The sequence below is a fragment of the Longibacter salinarum genome (genome assembly GCF_002554795.1).
Taxonomy (GTDB): domain Bacteria; phylum Bacteroidota; class Rhodothermia; order Rhodothermales; family Salinibacteraceae; genus Longibacter; species Longibacter salinarum.
On record NZ_PDEQ01000003.1, the window covers coordinates 112,371 to 129,104 of the forward strand.

Consider the following 16,734-nt stretch of genomic DNA (forward strand, 5'->3'; position numbering starts at 1 on the left):
AGCCTTTCACAATGACGTCGTCGACCCGGCTCGCGAGATCAACCAAGCCTTGTATTGCGAACGGAGCGAGGACCGACCGGCCGGAGGTCCGTACCATTGGATCGCCGAAGGCTGTCCGCCAAACAGGTTCTCAAACGTTCTCGTGCTGAGGCTTGTCCCGACGACTGTCGGGGTCTGGCGCATCCGCTAAACGGAGACCGTCTCAGACACCGATATTTTGACGTTGAAACGGTATTACGCTTTGTTTGCCACGATCTCGTGCTCGGGGAAGAAGTAGCCGGCTTCTTTGAGGCCATTCTCCACGGAGTCGGAGCCGTGCACAATGTTTTCGCCGATCGAGTCTGCAAAGTCGCTCCGGATCGTGCCGTCGTCGGCTTCCTCCGGATTCGTTGCCCCGATGAGCTCCCGGAAGTCAGCAATCGCGTTGTCCTTTTCCAGAACGACCGGCACGCACGGTCCACTTGACATGAAGTCGGTCAGTTCGTCGAAGAAGGGTTTGCCTTCGTGGACGGCGTAGAATCCTTCCGCCTCTGCCTTGGTCATGTTGACCATTTTCAGAGCGCACACGGAAAATCCAGCTTCCTGGATGCGACGAAGCACTTCACCGATGAGATCCTTGCGGACACAGTCGGGCTTGAGGATGGCGAGCGTACGTTCGTGAGCCATTGTGGTACAGTTCGTATCGGGAAAAAACGAGATTCAGGACGAGGTCACGAGAGGGACCTCAACATCCATCACCTGTGTACGGCTCGAGGCGAATGTGTATGCATTCGGCCTGTGGGGCATTCGTGAATTCCGTCGGGCTTGAGCTCGTTCAATAAAAAAGCGGCCCCGAGTGTCGTGCTCGAGACCGCTTGCCGCGTTTGTCGCGATGGTGGTGCTACTGGTTTCTGATCGTCACCGACCCGTCGTGGGACGACACGTAAATCTCGGGTCCACCACCGTTCACCGTGGCTCGAAGGTCGCCTTCATCGCGTGATTCGACGTTCATTTCCGGCTCCACATCGATCCGAGCGTCATCACCCATATCCGTCCGGAGGGTGAACGCCGCTTCTGCAGGGAGGCGGAGTATGACGCGAGCGTCATGGCTATCGATCTCGACTCCGTCATTCAGTGACGTGAACGCGGCGTCGATTTTTCCGTCATGCGTATCCACCTCGAACGGGCCCTGCAGTCCCGTCGCCTCCACGGATCCATCGTGTGTATCGATCTCGACCGCCCCGGCGATGTTCGACAGACGAATCGGGCTATCGTGCGTATCAATCTCGACGTCGCCATCGATATCCGACAGGACAATCTCCCCATCGTGCTTGTCTACGTCTACGTCGCCCTGTAGGCCCTCGATCGTGAGGTCGGACCCGTGGTCATCGATTTCAACCGAGGCTGTGCGTGGGACGCGAAGCGTGTAGTACACGTCGGGCACAGAGCGACCTCCCCAGAACCCATCGTTTTCGACGTCATCGAAGTCGCTCTCAATCGATACGCGACCATTCGACGACTGAACTCGGATTTTTGTCTGATCAATATTGTCCTGTTCATCGTGAACGATGCGGGCCTCATAACTCACCTCTGAGCGATCCCACGTCGTGATGCGAATCTCGCCATCGTGGTTATCGACAGAAACGGTGCCGTTCGCATCAAGCGGAACGGTGTCGGAGACCATCCGCTCGGCATCTTGCGCGTGGACGGTGGACGCGACAGCGGCGAAGAAGAGGAGGGCGAGAACGAAGCGTGACAGCGTGCGCATTGTGCAGTAGGATTTGGAATGAGGGAGACCAAGCTCAGCAAACGATTCCGGACCCGTATGACACAGGTAATCGACGGAGGGTTTACATCTCTGCGCATTCGAGTCCACTTCCCCGTTCGTTGCGCAGTACGGATGGGATGTCGCGGACGTTACAGGGAGCGTACCCGTCGCGAGTTGGCATAAAACAGCGGCACCTCCGGAAAACCGAAGGTGCCGCTGTTTCTGTTGTGTCCTGAGATGTGGCTGCTACACGTGCTTCTCGGCGTGATACGAGGATCGGGTCAGCGGGCTCGACTCGACGTGTTCGATGCCAAGGTCCTCACCGACCTCCTTGTACCATTTAAAGGTATCAGGGTGGACCCACTCTTCGACGGGAAGGTGCATCTGCGTCGGCTGCATGTACTGCCCGATGGTCATCACGTCGAGGCCGATCTCGACGAAGTCCTTCATCAAGTCGACGACTTCCTCCTCGGTTTCCCCGAGCCCGACCATGATGCCGCTCTTCGTCCGAAGGTCTTCATTCTTAGCCCAGTGCAGAACGTCGAGGGAGCGCTGGTAGTCTGCCTGCGGTCGCACGCGGCGGTAGAGGCGTGGGACCGTCTCCATGTTGTGGTTGAAGATGTCTGGCCGTGCGTCGAACACCGTCTGACAGGCGTCGCGGATACCGCGGAAGTCCGGCGTTAGGACCTCCACTGTGGCGCCAAGGTCGTGGATGCGACGGATCGTTTCAGCGAAGATCGGTGCGCCACCATCCTGGCGTTCGTCACGGTTCACGCTGGTGATGACGGCGTGCTGAACGCCCATCTTTTCTGCCGCCTCGGCGACGCGACGGGGCTCGTCCCAGTCGAGACCCTCATCCGGTCGGCCGGTTTTGATCGCACAGAAACCGCACGAGCGCGTGCAGACGTTACCGAGAATCATGAACGTCGCCGTACCGGCACTCCAGCACTCGCCCATGTTCGGGCAGTTGGCGCTTTCGCATACGGTATGGAGATCATATTCGTCGACGAGGCTGCGAACCTTTTTGAACTCCTGGCCCTGCGGAAGTTTGACGCGGAGCCAGTCGGGACGGCGGCCTCGTTTGTTGCGATTTGTATTCTCAACAACCGGCAGCTCCAAGAAACCGGGGTCTCCGTCGCCCGTTGATGCCAACGGTTCTTTTTCAGCAGTCTTGAGCTGAACGTCACCCGGCTTTTTGGGCGCCTGCGTCGGCGCGGTCTGGCGTGTCTCGGACATGCGGAAGGTCAATTTGGCGGAACAGACGGTCGGTAGGAATCCAGTACCCGGAATGCCGACGTGATCATCGGTCTATGACCGTATGAGCCGGCCCCGATCCGAGTACGTTCCCTACGTCGACGTCCACGATTGCGCAGTTAGCGTACGTGGCGGACGAAACGATCCGAAAGGCGAGCGATTCGCGAAGTCGTGGTCTTCGGCCGAAGGACATCCGGCAAAACCGTGACTCCTGCAAAACTCGCTAATCGTGTCGTGGCATACCGACCGGATAGAAGGGGATCGGGAGTGGGCGTGTGTACGACCGACCCGATGGGGCGTTCCTCTATCTTCGGACTGTTGCCGGCCACTGTTAGGCCTGCTCGACCTGTCGAAAATGAATCGTTTGTGCGGTATCTGTTGTAGCCGAGAGCGACGGTTATCAATCCGTCTCTCGGCTTCTCATCTGGCAATTCTCCGGGCTGATGGTGTTACTGATCTGTCCGGTTGCTTTCATTCCGATATCGCTCTGGCCGAGTCTGTGTGGTGAGGCACAAGCATGATGTCGGCCCAGCGAGATGCGCTGTGTCCCGCCCATCTCGCCCTTCTCCCATTGTTTGTTTCATCTTCTGGAAGCCCTTACATGCAGGTAAATCACGATACCACGTCCGACGCTCCGGCATCCCATACCCGTAGCACCGAACACGAATCAGGTTCGATGCCGGATGTCCGGAAGTCGCTGTCTCGCCACATGCTGACCAAGGGCATGATGGAGATGGTGCTGGACATGGATGAAAGTCACGGCGTCATTTTACGTGACAAGCATTCCGGTCGCGAGTACGTCGATCTGTTCGGGTTCTACGCATCGAGCCCGCTCGGAATGAACCATCCGGAGTTGACGGACGACGAGGGGTTTCGCAAGCGCCTGCTTGATGCGGCCGTGAATAAGGTGACGAACTCTGACGTCATCACCAAGCACATGGGGCGCTTCGTCGATACGTTCAGCCGCGTGGGGATTCCGGAATATCTCCCCTACACGTTCTTTATCTCCGGTGGTGCGCTTGCGGTGGAGAACGCTCTGAAGACGGCGTTCGACTGGAAGGTTCGGAAAAACCACGAGAAAGGGTATCGCCGTGAAGTGGGTCACAAGGTCCTTCACTTCGACCAGGCCTTCCACGGGCGCAGCGGCTACACGATGTCGCTGACAAATACCGCTGATCCGCGGAAGACGATGTACTTCCCGAAGTTCGACTGGCCGCGGATCACGAATCCGAAGGTTCACTTTCCGATCGACGCCGACGAGACCGCCCGGGTCGCCAAGCACGAAGACATGGCCATCCGTCAGGCTGAACAGGCGTTCCGGGAGCATCGGGACGAGATCGCCTGCGTGATTTTGGAGCCCATCCAGGGAGAAGGGGGCGATAACCATTTCCGTCCAGAGTTTCTCCACCGCCTCCGTGACCTCGCGCACGAGAATGATGCTCTATTGATCTTCGACGAGGTCCAGAGTGGCGTGGGCATCACGGGTGAGTTCTGGGCCCACCAGTCGCTGGGAGTACAACCGGACATTATCGCTTTTGGGAAGAAGACGCAGGTCTGTGGGATTCTGGCCGGGCGGAAGCTCGACGAGGTCGACGATCACGTGTTCAAGACGCCAAGTCGAATCAATTCGACGTGGGGGGGGAATCTCGTTGACATGGTTCGCTTCGATCGTATTTTGGAAATTATCGAGGACCACGACCTCGTTGGTCACGCAGGACAGGTTGGCGCCCATCTGCAGAAGCGCTTGCACGAGCTCGAGGACGATTTCTCTGTCGTGGATAACGTGCGAGGTCGCGGTCTTATGTGCGCCTTCGACCTTAGCACAGTCGAAATCCGCGACGCCGTCCGCGAGCACACCTTCAAGGAAGGAGCGATCGTGCTCGGATGCGGTCACCGCTCAATCCGCTTCCGGTCACCGCTTACGATTACGGAAGACGAGATCGACCGAGGTGTCGCCTGCCTGCGTCGGGCATTGGAAACCGTAACCACGAAGCCGACGGCCCAGGCGCATTCCTGACGATGCATCGTAGGTAGCACCGAGGACGTAGCAACGTTCGATTGCGCCGGCCGGCAGAAAGACCCCTGCCCGGTCGGCGTCGTCGTATTCAATCACAGCGGTGGGCAATAACGAGCGGACCCAAACCGTTCGAAATTGGTGTAAATGTTGCGTAGAAAGAGGTGCAGGCTGGTCTCCCCGCATGACTATTGGTTTTCTCGTTGTCACCGACATACGATGCAGCGCACTGGTTACGTTTATCGCGCGGTTGTGACAGGCCTTGGAGGTGTCGGCTCATTCGCAACGAGCGTTGTGCTCGCACTCTTGGTGCTATCAATGATTGGGGCGGGCTGCACGAGCTCGGACGAACTCACTGAATCCCAGATGCAAAAGCTGAGTCCGTTTCTTCAACAGCAAATAAATGCGGAGGGCCAGGGCTCAGACCGCATTTGGCCGGTGACGGTAAAGACAGCCTCAGTTCAGGATCTTCGCGACGCGAACCTTCCTCTTGCTACGGTGACGGAGGGGATTGTAACAGCGAGATGGACGATGAAACAGATTCGCGACGCTGCGCAGATCTCTTCCGTTTCCGCAATCTCCTCGACGGAGAACCGGCCGATGTCACCGTCGAATTCGCCTGATTCTTCTGCCTGACTGTCTCTAACCTGTGCGTATGAAGCGATTCGCTACAGTTTTTCTACTTGTCGTTCTTGGGGTGTTCGTTGGCCTTCGCCCGGCCGCCGGTCAGGATTTGACGGCGGAGCAGGTGGCGAAGCTGGACGGTCGTCTTCGGTCCGTTGTGGCCCATGCGGTGCCCTCGGCTGGGCTGCCGCAAGACCAGGCGCCGGCGGTCGCGCCCATCACGGATGCTCGAAAGAATGCACCTGCGCGGTACCGCGTCGTGCTTCGCACGTCCGCGGGTGAGGCTCTGCGAGCAGCTGGAATGCCGATTCAGACGGCATTGTCTCGTGTCAGTACGGCACGACTAACCCCCCGACAGATGGTCGATCTCGTGCGGCGGGACGACGTGTCAGCCATCCATGCTGCAATTCAAAATGAGCCGCATAACGACGAGGCTGCGGGTCTGTCCGGGATCCGCGCGTTGAACAACGGCCGACTGAACAACACGAACTACACGGGGGCAGGCGTTGCATCCTGCGTCATTGACAGCGGGGTCGATTTCACGCATCGCGACTTTCGCGAGATTGCAGACCCATCGAAGAGCCGCATCTTGTCGATCTGGGACCAGACGCTCTCGGCCCAGTCGGGCGAGTCTACGCCGACCTCCTACAGTTATGGCGTGGAGTACACGAAGGCCGATATTGAAGACGAGATCGACGGGTCGCCGGCCGGATATATCCGCCAGAAGGACACATCCGGTCACGGAACGCACGTCGCCGGCACGATGGCGGGCAACGGCGGAGCCGACCCTGAAGGACGGTACGTTGGAATGGCGCCCGAGTCGTCGATGATTGTCGTTAAAACAGACTTCTCTTCGACAGGCATTATCGACGCTGCCAATTACTGCAGCACCGTTGCGACGTCGAACGGAATGCCAGTGGTTGCAAATCTAAGCCTCGGAACGGACTACGGCCCGCACGACGGGACGCTCGATCAGGACATCGGTCTGTCCGATTGGGCGACGGCTGCTCCCGGGAGAGCGGCGATTGCGAGTGCCGGAAACAGTGCGGATAACGGGCAGCACCTGACGGGTACGATCGCTGGAGGGGCGTCGAAAACGATCGAAGTCGATATTCCGGGTACGTATGAGCCCGAACCCGGGACGAACAACGACGTGTTGGGAATCGACTTCTGGTTTGATGGAGTGCCCAACGTCGACTTTACCGTGACGACGCCGAATGGCCATACCGGCTCCATGTCGTTCGGAAGCAACAATTCGGTCGATACGCCGGAGGGTGAGATCCAGTTTTTCCAGGGGATATCCCAGGAAAATGGAGACTACGAAGTTGTTTTCCAGCTTGCGGACGCGGAGCAAGGTACGCAAGAGTCGGACACGTTAACGGCCGGTACCCTCACGATCGAGATTACCAATAACGAGACATCCTCGGCCTCGTATCACGGCTGGCGGTACCGTGATGGTGTGGGCACCACGCTCCCTGCCGGGGACGGTGCCTTTACGATTGGTTCGCCCGGCTCCGCCCTTGAGGTGATTGCGGCCGGGTCGTACGTGCACCAGTGGGTCTGGTGCTCCGAGAGCGATGGTTGCCTTCATACAGTCGATCGGGGATCCCCGAATCGTGGTGACGATGTTTCTTCCTTCAGCAGTGTCGGTCCGCTGCGCAACGTTTCGCAGACAAAGCCAGACGTTGCTGCCCCGGGCGAAATGACGCCGTCGTCGTACTCCTCGGACTACTCGACGAGCGGTTTTTACGTTGCCGATGGTGGAAAGCACCGGTTCAGCAGGGGGACGAGCATGTCTGCGCCCGTCGTAGCGGGGGCGGCCGTTTTGCTGCTACAGGAAAATCCAGGGCTTACGTCCGGGCAGATTCGGGAGGCACTTCAATCTGGTGCGTCCACGGACGCGTTTACCGGATCTGTACCGAACGATACGTGGGGCTTCGGAAAGCTCGATGCGATCGGAGCAATGAACTACGTAATCGATGCCTCGGCATCGTATTCGAGAGAGGTCATTGCGTACGACGACTGGAGCAGTAGCGAAACACCGATCTCAGCTGGGAGTGCGCCGGTGGCCGTTCGATTTGAGGCCTCTTCCTCCGGTGTGCTGAGTGGTGTACTCTTCCATACCGCCAAGAGCAACGCTGTAACCGGCCCCATCTCGGTCGAGGTTTGGTCCGACGACGGAAGTGGTTTCCCCGATCAGAAGGTGTCGCAGACGGTGACGACGCCAGCCGGTAGCGTGCAGAATTACTCGTGGAACTACGTCGATTTTGCCGGGGCCGGATTCGAACCGGAGGCCGGCACACCCTATCACATCGTTGTGTCGGCTGCATCCGGTGATGATCTCCAGTTGGTCAGTTCAACGCAATCTGTGGATGGCCGCTCGTCGATTCGTTCCGGAGGCACGTGGGACGGTGTCTCGTCTGATCTTCGGATTCGTCCCATCGTGACATCCACCGAGGTCTCGGGCCAACTTCCCGTCGAACTTTCAGGCTTCAGCGGACACGTCGATGAAGACCGGGTCATCCTTACGTGGAATACATTGTCTGAGGCGACGAACGACGGATTTGTCGTCGAACACGCACGAGAAGGCGGATCGTTTTCTCGCATCGGTTTCGTCGACGGGGCAGGGACGACGCGCGAGCGTCAGTCATACAGCTACACGACGCGAGCTTGCGACGCGGGGACGCATCGGTTCCGCCTCCGACAGGTCGATGTAGATGGCACCAGCACGCTTGGCCCGGAGACGACCGTCGTGATTGGGCTGCAGCAGCCATACGTTCTGTCACAGGTGGCACCGAATCCGGTTCGCGACCGCGCCACTCTCACGCTTGAGGTGAAGAAGCAGCAGGAGGTCCGAGCGGAGTTATTTAACGTTCTTGGCCAGCGGGTGCGCGTCCTGCATGATGGGGCGATCAACCCAGGATCCGAGCAAACGATCTCCGTGAACAGCGCCGATCTGGCCAGCGGGATTTACTTCGTGCGCGTGAAAGGCGAGACCTTCAGCGAAACTCGAAAATTCGTACGCGTACGGTAGAGAGCCGTGACATGGATGCTAGCTGTCAGCATTCCCATGATGTGTTCGGATTCGCTCTTCCACGGAAAAGCCGGAGAACCGCTCGTGTGAAGAAATGCGTTATCAACGAATCGAGGTGCATTCGTGACGGAAACGTAGCGGGGTCGGTCGCATTGCTGCTTACATTCCGTTATCTTTTCTTGGTCTGGAAAGACCGTCGTCGTACCAAGGCGTCTGGGCATATCTGTCTACAAGATGTGCCAGTTCTGTTTTCCCCGTGGGAATGAGCCTCCGTCTATTGTGGCAGGGTTCGTTCTTGATCCCACTTCGTTGTCTTTTGAGCTCCCCACACCCATGAGCAAGATTAACGTGGTATCCCGATCGCCTTTCTGTACAGTGGTCGGTGTGATTTGCCTTCTGCTGTTGATGAGTTCTCAGGATGTTTTCGCGCAGCAACATCGACTCGCGGACTTGAAAAATGCTCGGAAGGTCTCGAACAATATTTTACCGGATATCGAGTGGACCTGCGGGTTGACAGCAGGCGATGTGGTTGAGTCAACCTTCGTCCCACGGGCAAAGAACCAGTCGAAAGCGACGGCGACGATTAACGTCAACTACGGGCCAGGTTTTAACGCGAACCCGGACGCAAGGGATGCTTTCCAGCGCGCCGTGGATACGTGGGCTCGGCATCTTGACTCCCCGGTCGAGATTCTGATCGATGCGACGTTCGAGACCTTTGAAAATCCGGCTGTTCTCGGTGGCGCGCGTCCAGCCTACGTTCTGGGAGATGTTAATGGTGAGCAACTCGTCGTTGCCGTCAATATCCTGGAGGCGATCCGCGGGGACAACGTTGAAAACTTCGCGCCGGCTGCTGGCCATACGTCGAACGATCCGGAGATTTTTGCATCGTTCAACGAGGGCCGTTCGGATTGGCACTTTGGTGAGGGGCCACCGCCGGCTGGTGCGATCGACTTCGAGAGTGTCATTCTGCACGAGATTGGGCACGGTCTTCAGTTCGCCTCGACGTTCTCGTACAACACAGGTTCTGGAAGTTACTCCTGCAATGGTGGCACCGGGTCTGCATGCTGGGGCTTCGGTACGGGACGGCCAAGCACGTACGACCAGCAGGTTGTCCAGTATAATCCGCAGACCGATACGGCCGTCGACATGCTTAGCTTCCAAAACGACTCACCGTCACTTGGAGATGCTCTTACCGTCGACGCAACGGAGGCAACAACGGAGCAGGTTCGATTTAGTGGTGAGCTAGCAACAGGGAATGCGAGCCTGACGAACGGGCCGCAGCCACCCGTGCTGTATGCGCCCTCTCCGTGGCAGGGAGGATCAAGTTTGAGTCATCTCGACGAGAGCACGTACGCGGCAGGTACGGAAAATGCGCTCATGACGCCTCAGATTGGGAGTGGAGAACTTGCGCGCGAGCCGGGCCCGGTCGTGTGTGGCAGTCTACGGGACATGGGCTGGCCGCTCGGACCGGGATGTTTGGAGTACATCGCAGCTCCGCTGAATCTTACCATTTCGGCTCAGGACCTTGCGCAAGGAACGGTAGAGCTAAGCTGGTTCGTGAGTTCAACCGCGGACGTTGCTTCCTATACGGTCGAGCGTCGCGCCTTTGACGGGCCTTTTCAGAGTATAGCGACGCTTCCCGGTAACGCAGAACCCACGTTCGAAGACTCCGGGGTTGGTCTTGGCGTCTACACATATCGACTGAAGTATGAGAAAGGCAATGGTGAAACTGGAGCCGTCGAAGAGACGCCGACCGCTCGAATTGGATTCACCGATATCGAGGGCGCTCTGGAGCGCGGAGACCTCGTGTCGACCATTACGCTCAACTGGGCCGTTCCCACATCTACGACTGGATACGAGTATGTCGTCGAACGAACCACGGGCGCAGCAACGGTTGACTCGACATTCAAGCCGGTCGGTCGAGTAGCAAGCGCCACGGAGTTTACGGATACCGGTATCTATCCAGCCACCTATAAGTATCGGGTCCGGGCAGTTGACGGCAGCGGAAATTCGATCACGAGCCCGAGCACGACGGTTGATATCGAGTTTAAAGGAGATGCTTTTGTGACTGGGCCGAATCCCAATCCGATCTCGTCGGGAATGGCAGAGGCGCAACTCGTTGTCTCGACAGATGAAGCGCAAGATGTGACCGTTGGGGTGTACAATACACTCGGGCAGAAAGTCTATGACGAGCGTGTCTCGATGCGCGCGTCCTCGTCGAAAACGCTACAGATTCCCGTTGGAAATCTTGGCAGCGGCGTTTATTTCGTCCGCGTTCAGGGGGAGACATTCGCCCGGACGCAACGCATGGCGGTTACGCGCTAGGCGCATTCGATTTGTCCCGATTGGTCACCGTGCGATCGTGCCGTTGGCCTGATCCTGCTGACTAGGGCTGCCCGGTTGAGATATCTCTCGACCGGGTATGTCTGCGGATGGCTACAACGTGGACATTCATCCCGTGAGTCGCACCTTCTGTGTTCTTCTCACTTCTCGGTCGATTCATGCCGATCCCCTCGTCGTATCGACAGCTCGCGTCCACGCTGGTCGTTCTGTTGGTTTTCTTCGTGCCCGAATTATCTCACGCACAGCACGATCTTGGTCCGGCAGGTTCCAGTCTTCGGTCGCTCTATAACGCATATCAGAAATATACGTCTGCTGGAAAGTCTGCGGCATCATTTGGGGAGGGACCCGCGCTGGTTTCCGTTCACGCTGGTAGGGTCAGCGTGGAGATTGTGACCGAGGTTGGCAAGCGCTCGCGGGTCGCGGCACGCCTTCATTCGCTCGGGATGAGGGGCGTCCAGTCGAACGCCCGCCTGATTACCGGCTGGTTGCCTGTCGGGAAGCTGCCCAACGCGGTTGCAATCGATGGCGTGCATTCCATTTATCCCGCGCTGATGGTGGCGCAGTCGGGGTCGGTGACGTCGCGTGGGGTTGAGGTGATGGAGACAGAGGCGTTGAGCACCGCACTCGGAACGAGCGGCCAGGGTCTTGTCGTGGGCGTCCTCTCCGACTCGTATGACAACTACGACGGCTCCCAGCCGGGTCAGGCGACGGCGAGCGATGACGTGTCGACCGGCGATCTGCCCGGAGGCGGGCGTGTCCAGATTCTTCAGGATTCGAGCACGCCGGCGAGCGACGAGGGCCGAGCGATGATGCAGATTGTTCATGATGTCGCGCCGGGTGCGGACCTTGCCTTCCATACGGCGACGGGCGGCCGCGCAGCTTTCGCAGATGCGATCCGTAGTCTCGCTGCTTCTGGATCACGGGTCGTTGTCGATGATATTCTGTACTTAAACGAACCGGCGTATCAGGATGGGATAGTGACAAGGGCGATCGATGAGGTCGTCCGGCAGGATGATGTCGTCTACGTAAGTGCAGCAGGCAACACGGGGCGGGACGCGTTCGAGAGCCCGTTTCGCGGGTCGGGGACCGAGGGGCCGCTCGGCGGAGAAATGCACGATTTTGACCCGGGCCCCGATGTCGATCCTATTCAGCAGATTTCAATTTCGGACGACAGCCAGTTTCAGATCGCTTTTCAATGGTCGCAGCCTTATGCCTCTACGGGAGGTCCAGCTGCGATATCGGATCTCGAAATTTACCTCGTAGACAAGCGGGGTCGACTCCTTCCGTCTGTCCAACCGGAGCGCAGGGATAATGTCGGTGGCGACCCGTTCGAGTTTATCAACGTTCAGGATCTCAGTGTGGACGCAGATGGGGATGGCACGGACGATACGGAGTTTGGCCTCGTCATCGAGCGCATATCAGGGCCCGCACCGGAGCGAATTCGCTACGTTCCGTTCCAGCAACGGGGAGAGATATCCGTCGAGGAATACGCGACCCGTTCGCCGAGTCTGTATGGCCACCCGAATGCTGAAAGTGCTATCACCGTGGGGGCGACGGCATGGTTCGATACGCCGGAGGCAAATGGAGATCTCACCGCCCCGCTCGTTCACACGTTCTCTGCGGTAGGGGGAACACCGGTTCTGTTCGATGCTCTCGGACAGGAGATTCCTCCGGTGGTACGGCAGAAACCGGACGTGACGGGGCCCGATGGCACGAACACGACCTTTTTCGGTCAACCGCTCAATGATGGAGACGACTTTCCGAACTTTTTTGGCACCTCGGCCGCCGCTCCGCATGTGGCCGCCCTGGCAGCGATTATCCGCTCTGGACGTCCAGACGCGACTGCTGAAGTTGTGAAGCGCGCCATCATTGCTTCCGCCGAAGATATCTCTAGCACCCGCGATGACGTGGAAACGACGATTGCGGGAGAAGATGCGCAGGGATTCGACTTCTTCAGCGGCACCGGTCTGGTCAGGGGCGATCAGGTGACCGTTTCGGCCTTCCCCGTGCGCGCGTTTCAAGCACGGGCGACCGAACGTGCGCCCGGCGGACGTGTGATCGTGTCGTGGGAGGAGAAAGAGGCAGCTGGAATTGATACGTACCGTGTCGAACAGAGCTACGTCGGTCAACCGTTCAACGAGATTGCGTCGGTGCCCAGTTCGGGAGGCGGGGCGTATGAGCAGGCGATTTCGGATGTACGCCCGGGGACGCACACCTTCCGGCTCACGTGGACCACCTCAAGCGGAGACCAGATTCGCGGACCAGAAACACAGGTCATGGTTTCCGTTAAGGGTGAGGCTGTCGTCACGAAGCAGCCGTTTCCGAATCCGACCCGCTCCTCCTTTCGACTAGAGCTGACGGCGAGTCAGTCGCAGAACGTCGTCTTGGCGATGTATGATGTGCTCGGGCGATACATTCGGACGGTCTATACGGGACGGTTGCGAGCAGGCCAGCCCTCACTCATTCAGGTCAATCGCGTTAGTCAGACAGCGAGCGGGCAGCACTTCATTCGCATCATTGGGGAGACGTTCGAAACAGTGGTCCCTGTGACGGTCCTGCGGTGAACCGAGCGAGTGTGAAGGCCACTCATAGCACCTGTACATGACGTCGTAGCAAAAAAAAGAGGTGGAAGCGACCCGGTCGCTTCCACCTCTTCATGTAGATACCTCATAGACGCGACAGATCAGGCGTCATCTGCCTGGCCATTGGCGCCTGGCTCCTCCGATGCAGCTTCGCTTGTTGCGTCGTCGCCCTCGGCGGTCACGTCCGCTTCTTCAGCAGCGCCGTCGCCTGACGTTGCCTCGTCGTCGATCACGACGCGGGTGACATCAGCGATGGAGTCGCCATCCTTGAGGTTGATCACGCGGACACCCTGAGTGTTGCGTCCCATCGTCGAGATCTCGTCGACCGACGTACGGATCATGATCCCATTTTCGGTGATGATCATGAGATCCTCGCCGTTGTATACGCCTTTGATCGCAACGAGCTGTCCGGTGCGGTCCGTGCAGTTCATTGTAATCAGGCCTTTCCCGCCACGGCCCTGGACGCGGTAATTTTCCAGGTGCGTGCGCTTGCCATATCCTTTCTCGGCAATAGCGAGGACATCGACATCGTCGCGGGCTTCCGGCGGAACGCTGATCATGCCGACCAGCTCCTCGCCGTCCTCCAGACGCATGCCGCGGACGCCACGCGTATTTCGACCCATCGGGCGGGCGTCTTCCTCGTCGAAGTGAACGGCGCGGCCCCCAGATGATGCAACGACGACCGTGTTCTCTCCACCGGTGAGTGCGGCTTCCAGCAATTCGTCGCCGTCCTCGATGGAGATTCCAATGATGCCGTCGGTACGCGGACGACTGAATGCTTCGAGCTCCGTTTTCTTCACTTGTCCCTGTCGCGTGGCCATCAGGACATAGTGGGACGTGAGGAAATCCTCATCCTCAAAGTCATCTTTGGTGACGTTGAGCACCGTACGGATGCTGTCCTCCTTGTCGATCTGGATGTAGTTCCGGATCGAGCGACCCCGCGCTGTACGGCTTCCTTCCGGAATTTCGAACGGTCGCAGCCAGTAGCACTGGCCGTGGTCGGTGAAGAAGAGCAATACGTCGTGCGAGTGGCAAACGAACAGGTGTTCGATGTAGTCGTCGTCACGCTTGCCCGAGCCGCGCATGCCGACCCCGCCGCGGCCCTGAGAGCGATATTCGTCCACGCTGGTCCGTTTCACGAGGCCCTGGTGGGTGACCGTCACGACGACGTGCTCCCGCTCGATCAGGTCCTCGATGATGATGTCGCCACCGGTCTTGTCGATCTCCGTGCGGCGCTCATCGTTGAACGAATCTTTGACTTCCAGCAACTCATCTTTGATGATCTGCATCCGGAGCTCCTTGCTACCGAGGATGCTCTGGTAGCGCTGAATCTCCTGGATGATGTCGCGGTACTCACCGGCAATCTTCTCCCGCTCCAAGCCCGTAAGGCGGCTCAGCGTGAGGCGAAGGATCGCACGCGCCTGATCTTCCGTGAGCCAGTGTCCTTCTTGAGGACGACGTGCAAGGGTTTCGTATTCATCGTCCAGCATGTCCTTGACCGTCGTCTGCGACTTGTCGCTTTCGACGGGCGGAATCAGCGGGACGCCGAGTTCGCGGAGGTCATCCTCCGTGAGTTGCGACGGATACCGGCCCAGCATCAGGTTTTCGCGAGCGGCGTCCGTATCCGGAGAATGGCGGACGATGGTGATCACCGCGTCGAGGTTGTCGAGCGCGAGCGTAAGGCCCTCCAGCACGTGAGCACGCTCCTGCGCTTTCCGCAGGTCGTACTCCGTCCGGCGAACGACGATCTCGTGCCGGTGATTGACGTAGTGCCGAATCGCGTCCTTGAGCGTGAGTACCTTCGGGCGGCCGTCCACGAGGGCGACCATGTTGACGCCGAAGGTATCCTGCAGGCGCGAGTTCTTGTAGATCTGGTTCTTGACGATGTCCGGCACCGCGTCCTGCTTCAGCTCCACAACGATGCGCATACCGTTGCGGTCGCTCTCGTCGCGGAGGTCGGACACGCCTTCGATCCGGTCCTGGCGGACGCGTTCGGCGATCCGCTCCAGCTCCCTCGACTTGTTGACCTGGTACGGAATCTCCGTGATCACGAGAGCTTCGCGACCCTTGCGGACCTCCTCCACGTGCATCTTCGCACGCATGACGACGCGTCCGCGGCCCGTGTGGTAGGCCTCGTAGACGCCGGAATAGCCGTAGATGATGCCTCCCGTCGGAAAGTCCGGAGCGGGAAGATGCTCCATCAGGCCGTCAATGGTTATTTCCGGGTCGTCGATGTACGCTACTGTCGCATCGATGGCCTCCCCAAGGTTGTGCGGCGGAATCTTCGTCGCCATTCCGACCGCGATGCCGTCCGCGCCGTTGACGAGCATGTTCGGGAAAGCCGCTGGGAGAACCGTCGGCTCTTCGAGCGTGCCGTCGAAGTTTTCGCGCGTGTCGACCGTTTCCTTGTCCAGGTCGGCCAGCATCTCTTCGGCGATCTTCGTCATGCGTGCCTCGGTATACCGCATCGCTGCAGCCGAGTCGCCGTCGATCGAGCCGAAGTTGCCCTGCCCGTCCACGAGCGGGTAGCGCATCGAAAAGTCCTGCGCCAGGCGGACGAGCGTGTCGTACACCGACGAGTCGCCGTGAGGGTGGTACTTACCCAGCACCTCCCCGACGATACGAGCGCTCTTTTTGTAGGCAGCTCCAGCCGTCAGGTTGAGTTCGCTCATGCCGAACAGCACACGACGGTGCACCGGCTTGAGGCCGTCCCGCACATCCGGTAGGGCGCGGCTGACGATCACCGACATGGAGTAGTCGATGTAGGAGGACTTCATCTCCTCCTCAATATTAATCGGAATGATGCGGCTTTCTTCCGCTACCATGCTCGCTTTAGATTATTTCAGGCACTCATCCCGCGCCCGGTTGCTCCGTGGATTCGGCGTGTCCGCTCCGTGCTCTCGTTCGCTGGCAGGGCGGAACACGTTAGCCCCGATCTCCCGGGCAGCGTGCGCGTTTCACTATCACAGTAATGTACCATTGAGACGGGAGAAACTCCACTTCTGAGCGCCCTGAATGGCCTCCTCAAGGGGCCTCCGTAGAGGTTTCACAGGGTGCGCAAAATCAACGACGAAAGGGTTTCCCTTACGGGTGGATTTTCATGCAGAGATGGCCTGTTTGGCGGATGGATCGGGCG

General features: G+C 58.8%; 8 protein-coding genes. 4 read left to right on the forward strand and 4 right to left on the reverse strand.

Annotation, left to right across the window (positions count from 1 at the left end; translation table 11 throughout):
- Positions 1-234 precede the first annotated feature (234 nt).
- The 3 genes from ndk to lipA all read right to left on the reverse strand — a co-directional run bounded on the left by ndk (position 235) and on the right by lipA (position 2,983).
- Entirely contained in the window at positions 235-666 is a 432-nt protein-coding gene (gene ndk / locus CRI94_RS06835) for a nucleoside-diphosphate kinase (RefSeq protein ID WP_098074941.1), read from the reverse strand.
- Between the two features lie 214 nt (positions 667-880).
- On the reverse strand, positions 881-1,747 hold the full coding sequence (locus tag CRI94_RS06840) for a DUF4097 family beta strand repeat-containing protein (RefSeq protein WP_098074942.1): 867 nt from the start codon (positions 1,745-1,747) through the stop codon (positions 881-883).
- Positions 1,748-1,993: 246 nt separating this feature from the next.
- The gene (lipA, locus tag CRI94_RS06845) at positions 1,994-2,983 is read right to left on the reverse strand and encodes a lipoyl synthase (RefSeq protein ID WP_098074943.1); all 990 of its coding nucleotides are present in this window, start codon (positions 2,981-2,983) and stop codon (positions 1,994-1,996) included.
- 694 nt (positions 2,984-3,677) lie between these two features.
- On the opposite strand from lipA, the gene lat reads away from it, so the two are divergent.
- From lat to CRI94_RS06870, 4 genes are all read left to right on the forward strand, one after another.
- Positions 3,678-5,018 (forward strand): L-lysine 6-transaminase, encoded by a 1,341-nt coding sequence (lat, locus tag CRI94_RS06850; RefSeq protein WP_218919366.1) that lies wholly within the window; start codon positions 3,678-3,680, stop codon positions 5,016-5,018.
- A gap of 652 nt (positions 5,019-5,670) precedes the next feature.
- Positions 5,671-8,673 carry a S8/S53 family peptidase gene (locus tag CRI94_RS06860; RefSeq protein ID WP_098074946.1) on the forward strand — a complete coding sequence of 1,001 codons (3,003 nt, stop codon included), beginning with the start codon at positions 5,671-5,673 and terminating at the stop codon, positions 8,671-8,673.
- Between the two features lie 405 nt (positions 8,674-9,078).
- Positions 9,079-10,998, forward strand: a complete 1,920-nt coding sequence (locus tag CRI94_RS06865) for a T9SS type A sorting domain-containing protein (RefSeq protein ID WP_179862192.1) — start codon at positions 9,079-9,081, stop codon at positions 10,996-10,998.
- Between the two features lie 176 nt (positions 10,999-11,174).
- On the forward strand, positions 11,175-13,580 hold the full coding sequence (locus CRI94_RS06870; RefSeq protein WP_098074948.1) for a S8 family serine peptidase: 2,406 nt from the start codon (positions 11,175-11,177) through the stop codon (positions 13,578-13,580).
- 119 nt (positions 13,581-13,699) lie between these two features.
- On the opposite strand, the gene gyrA is transcribed toward CRI94_RS06870, so the two are convergent.
- Positions 13,700-16,423 carry a DNA gyrase subunit A gene (gyrA, locus tag CRI94_RS06875; RefSeq protein WP_098074949.1) on the reverse strand — a complete coding sequence of 908 codons (2,724 nt, stop codon included), beginning with the start codon at positions 16,421-16,423 and terminating at the stop codon, positions 13,700-13,702.
- Between the last annotated feature and the right edge of the window lie 311 nt (positions 16,424-16,734).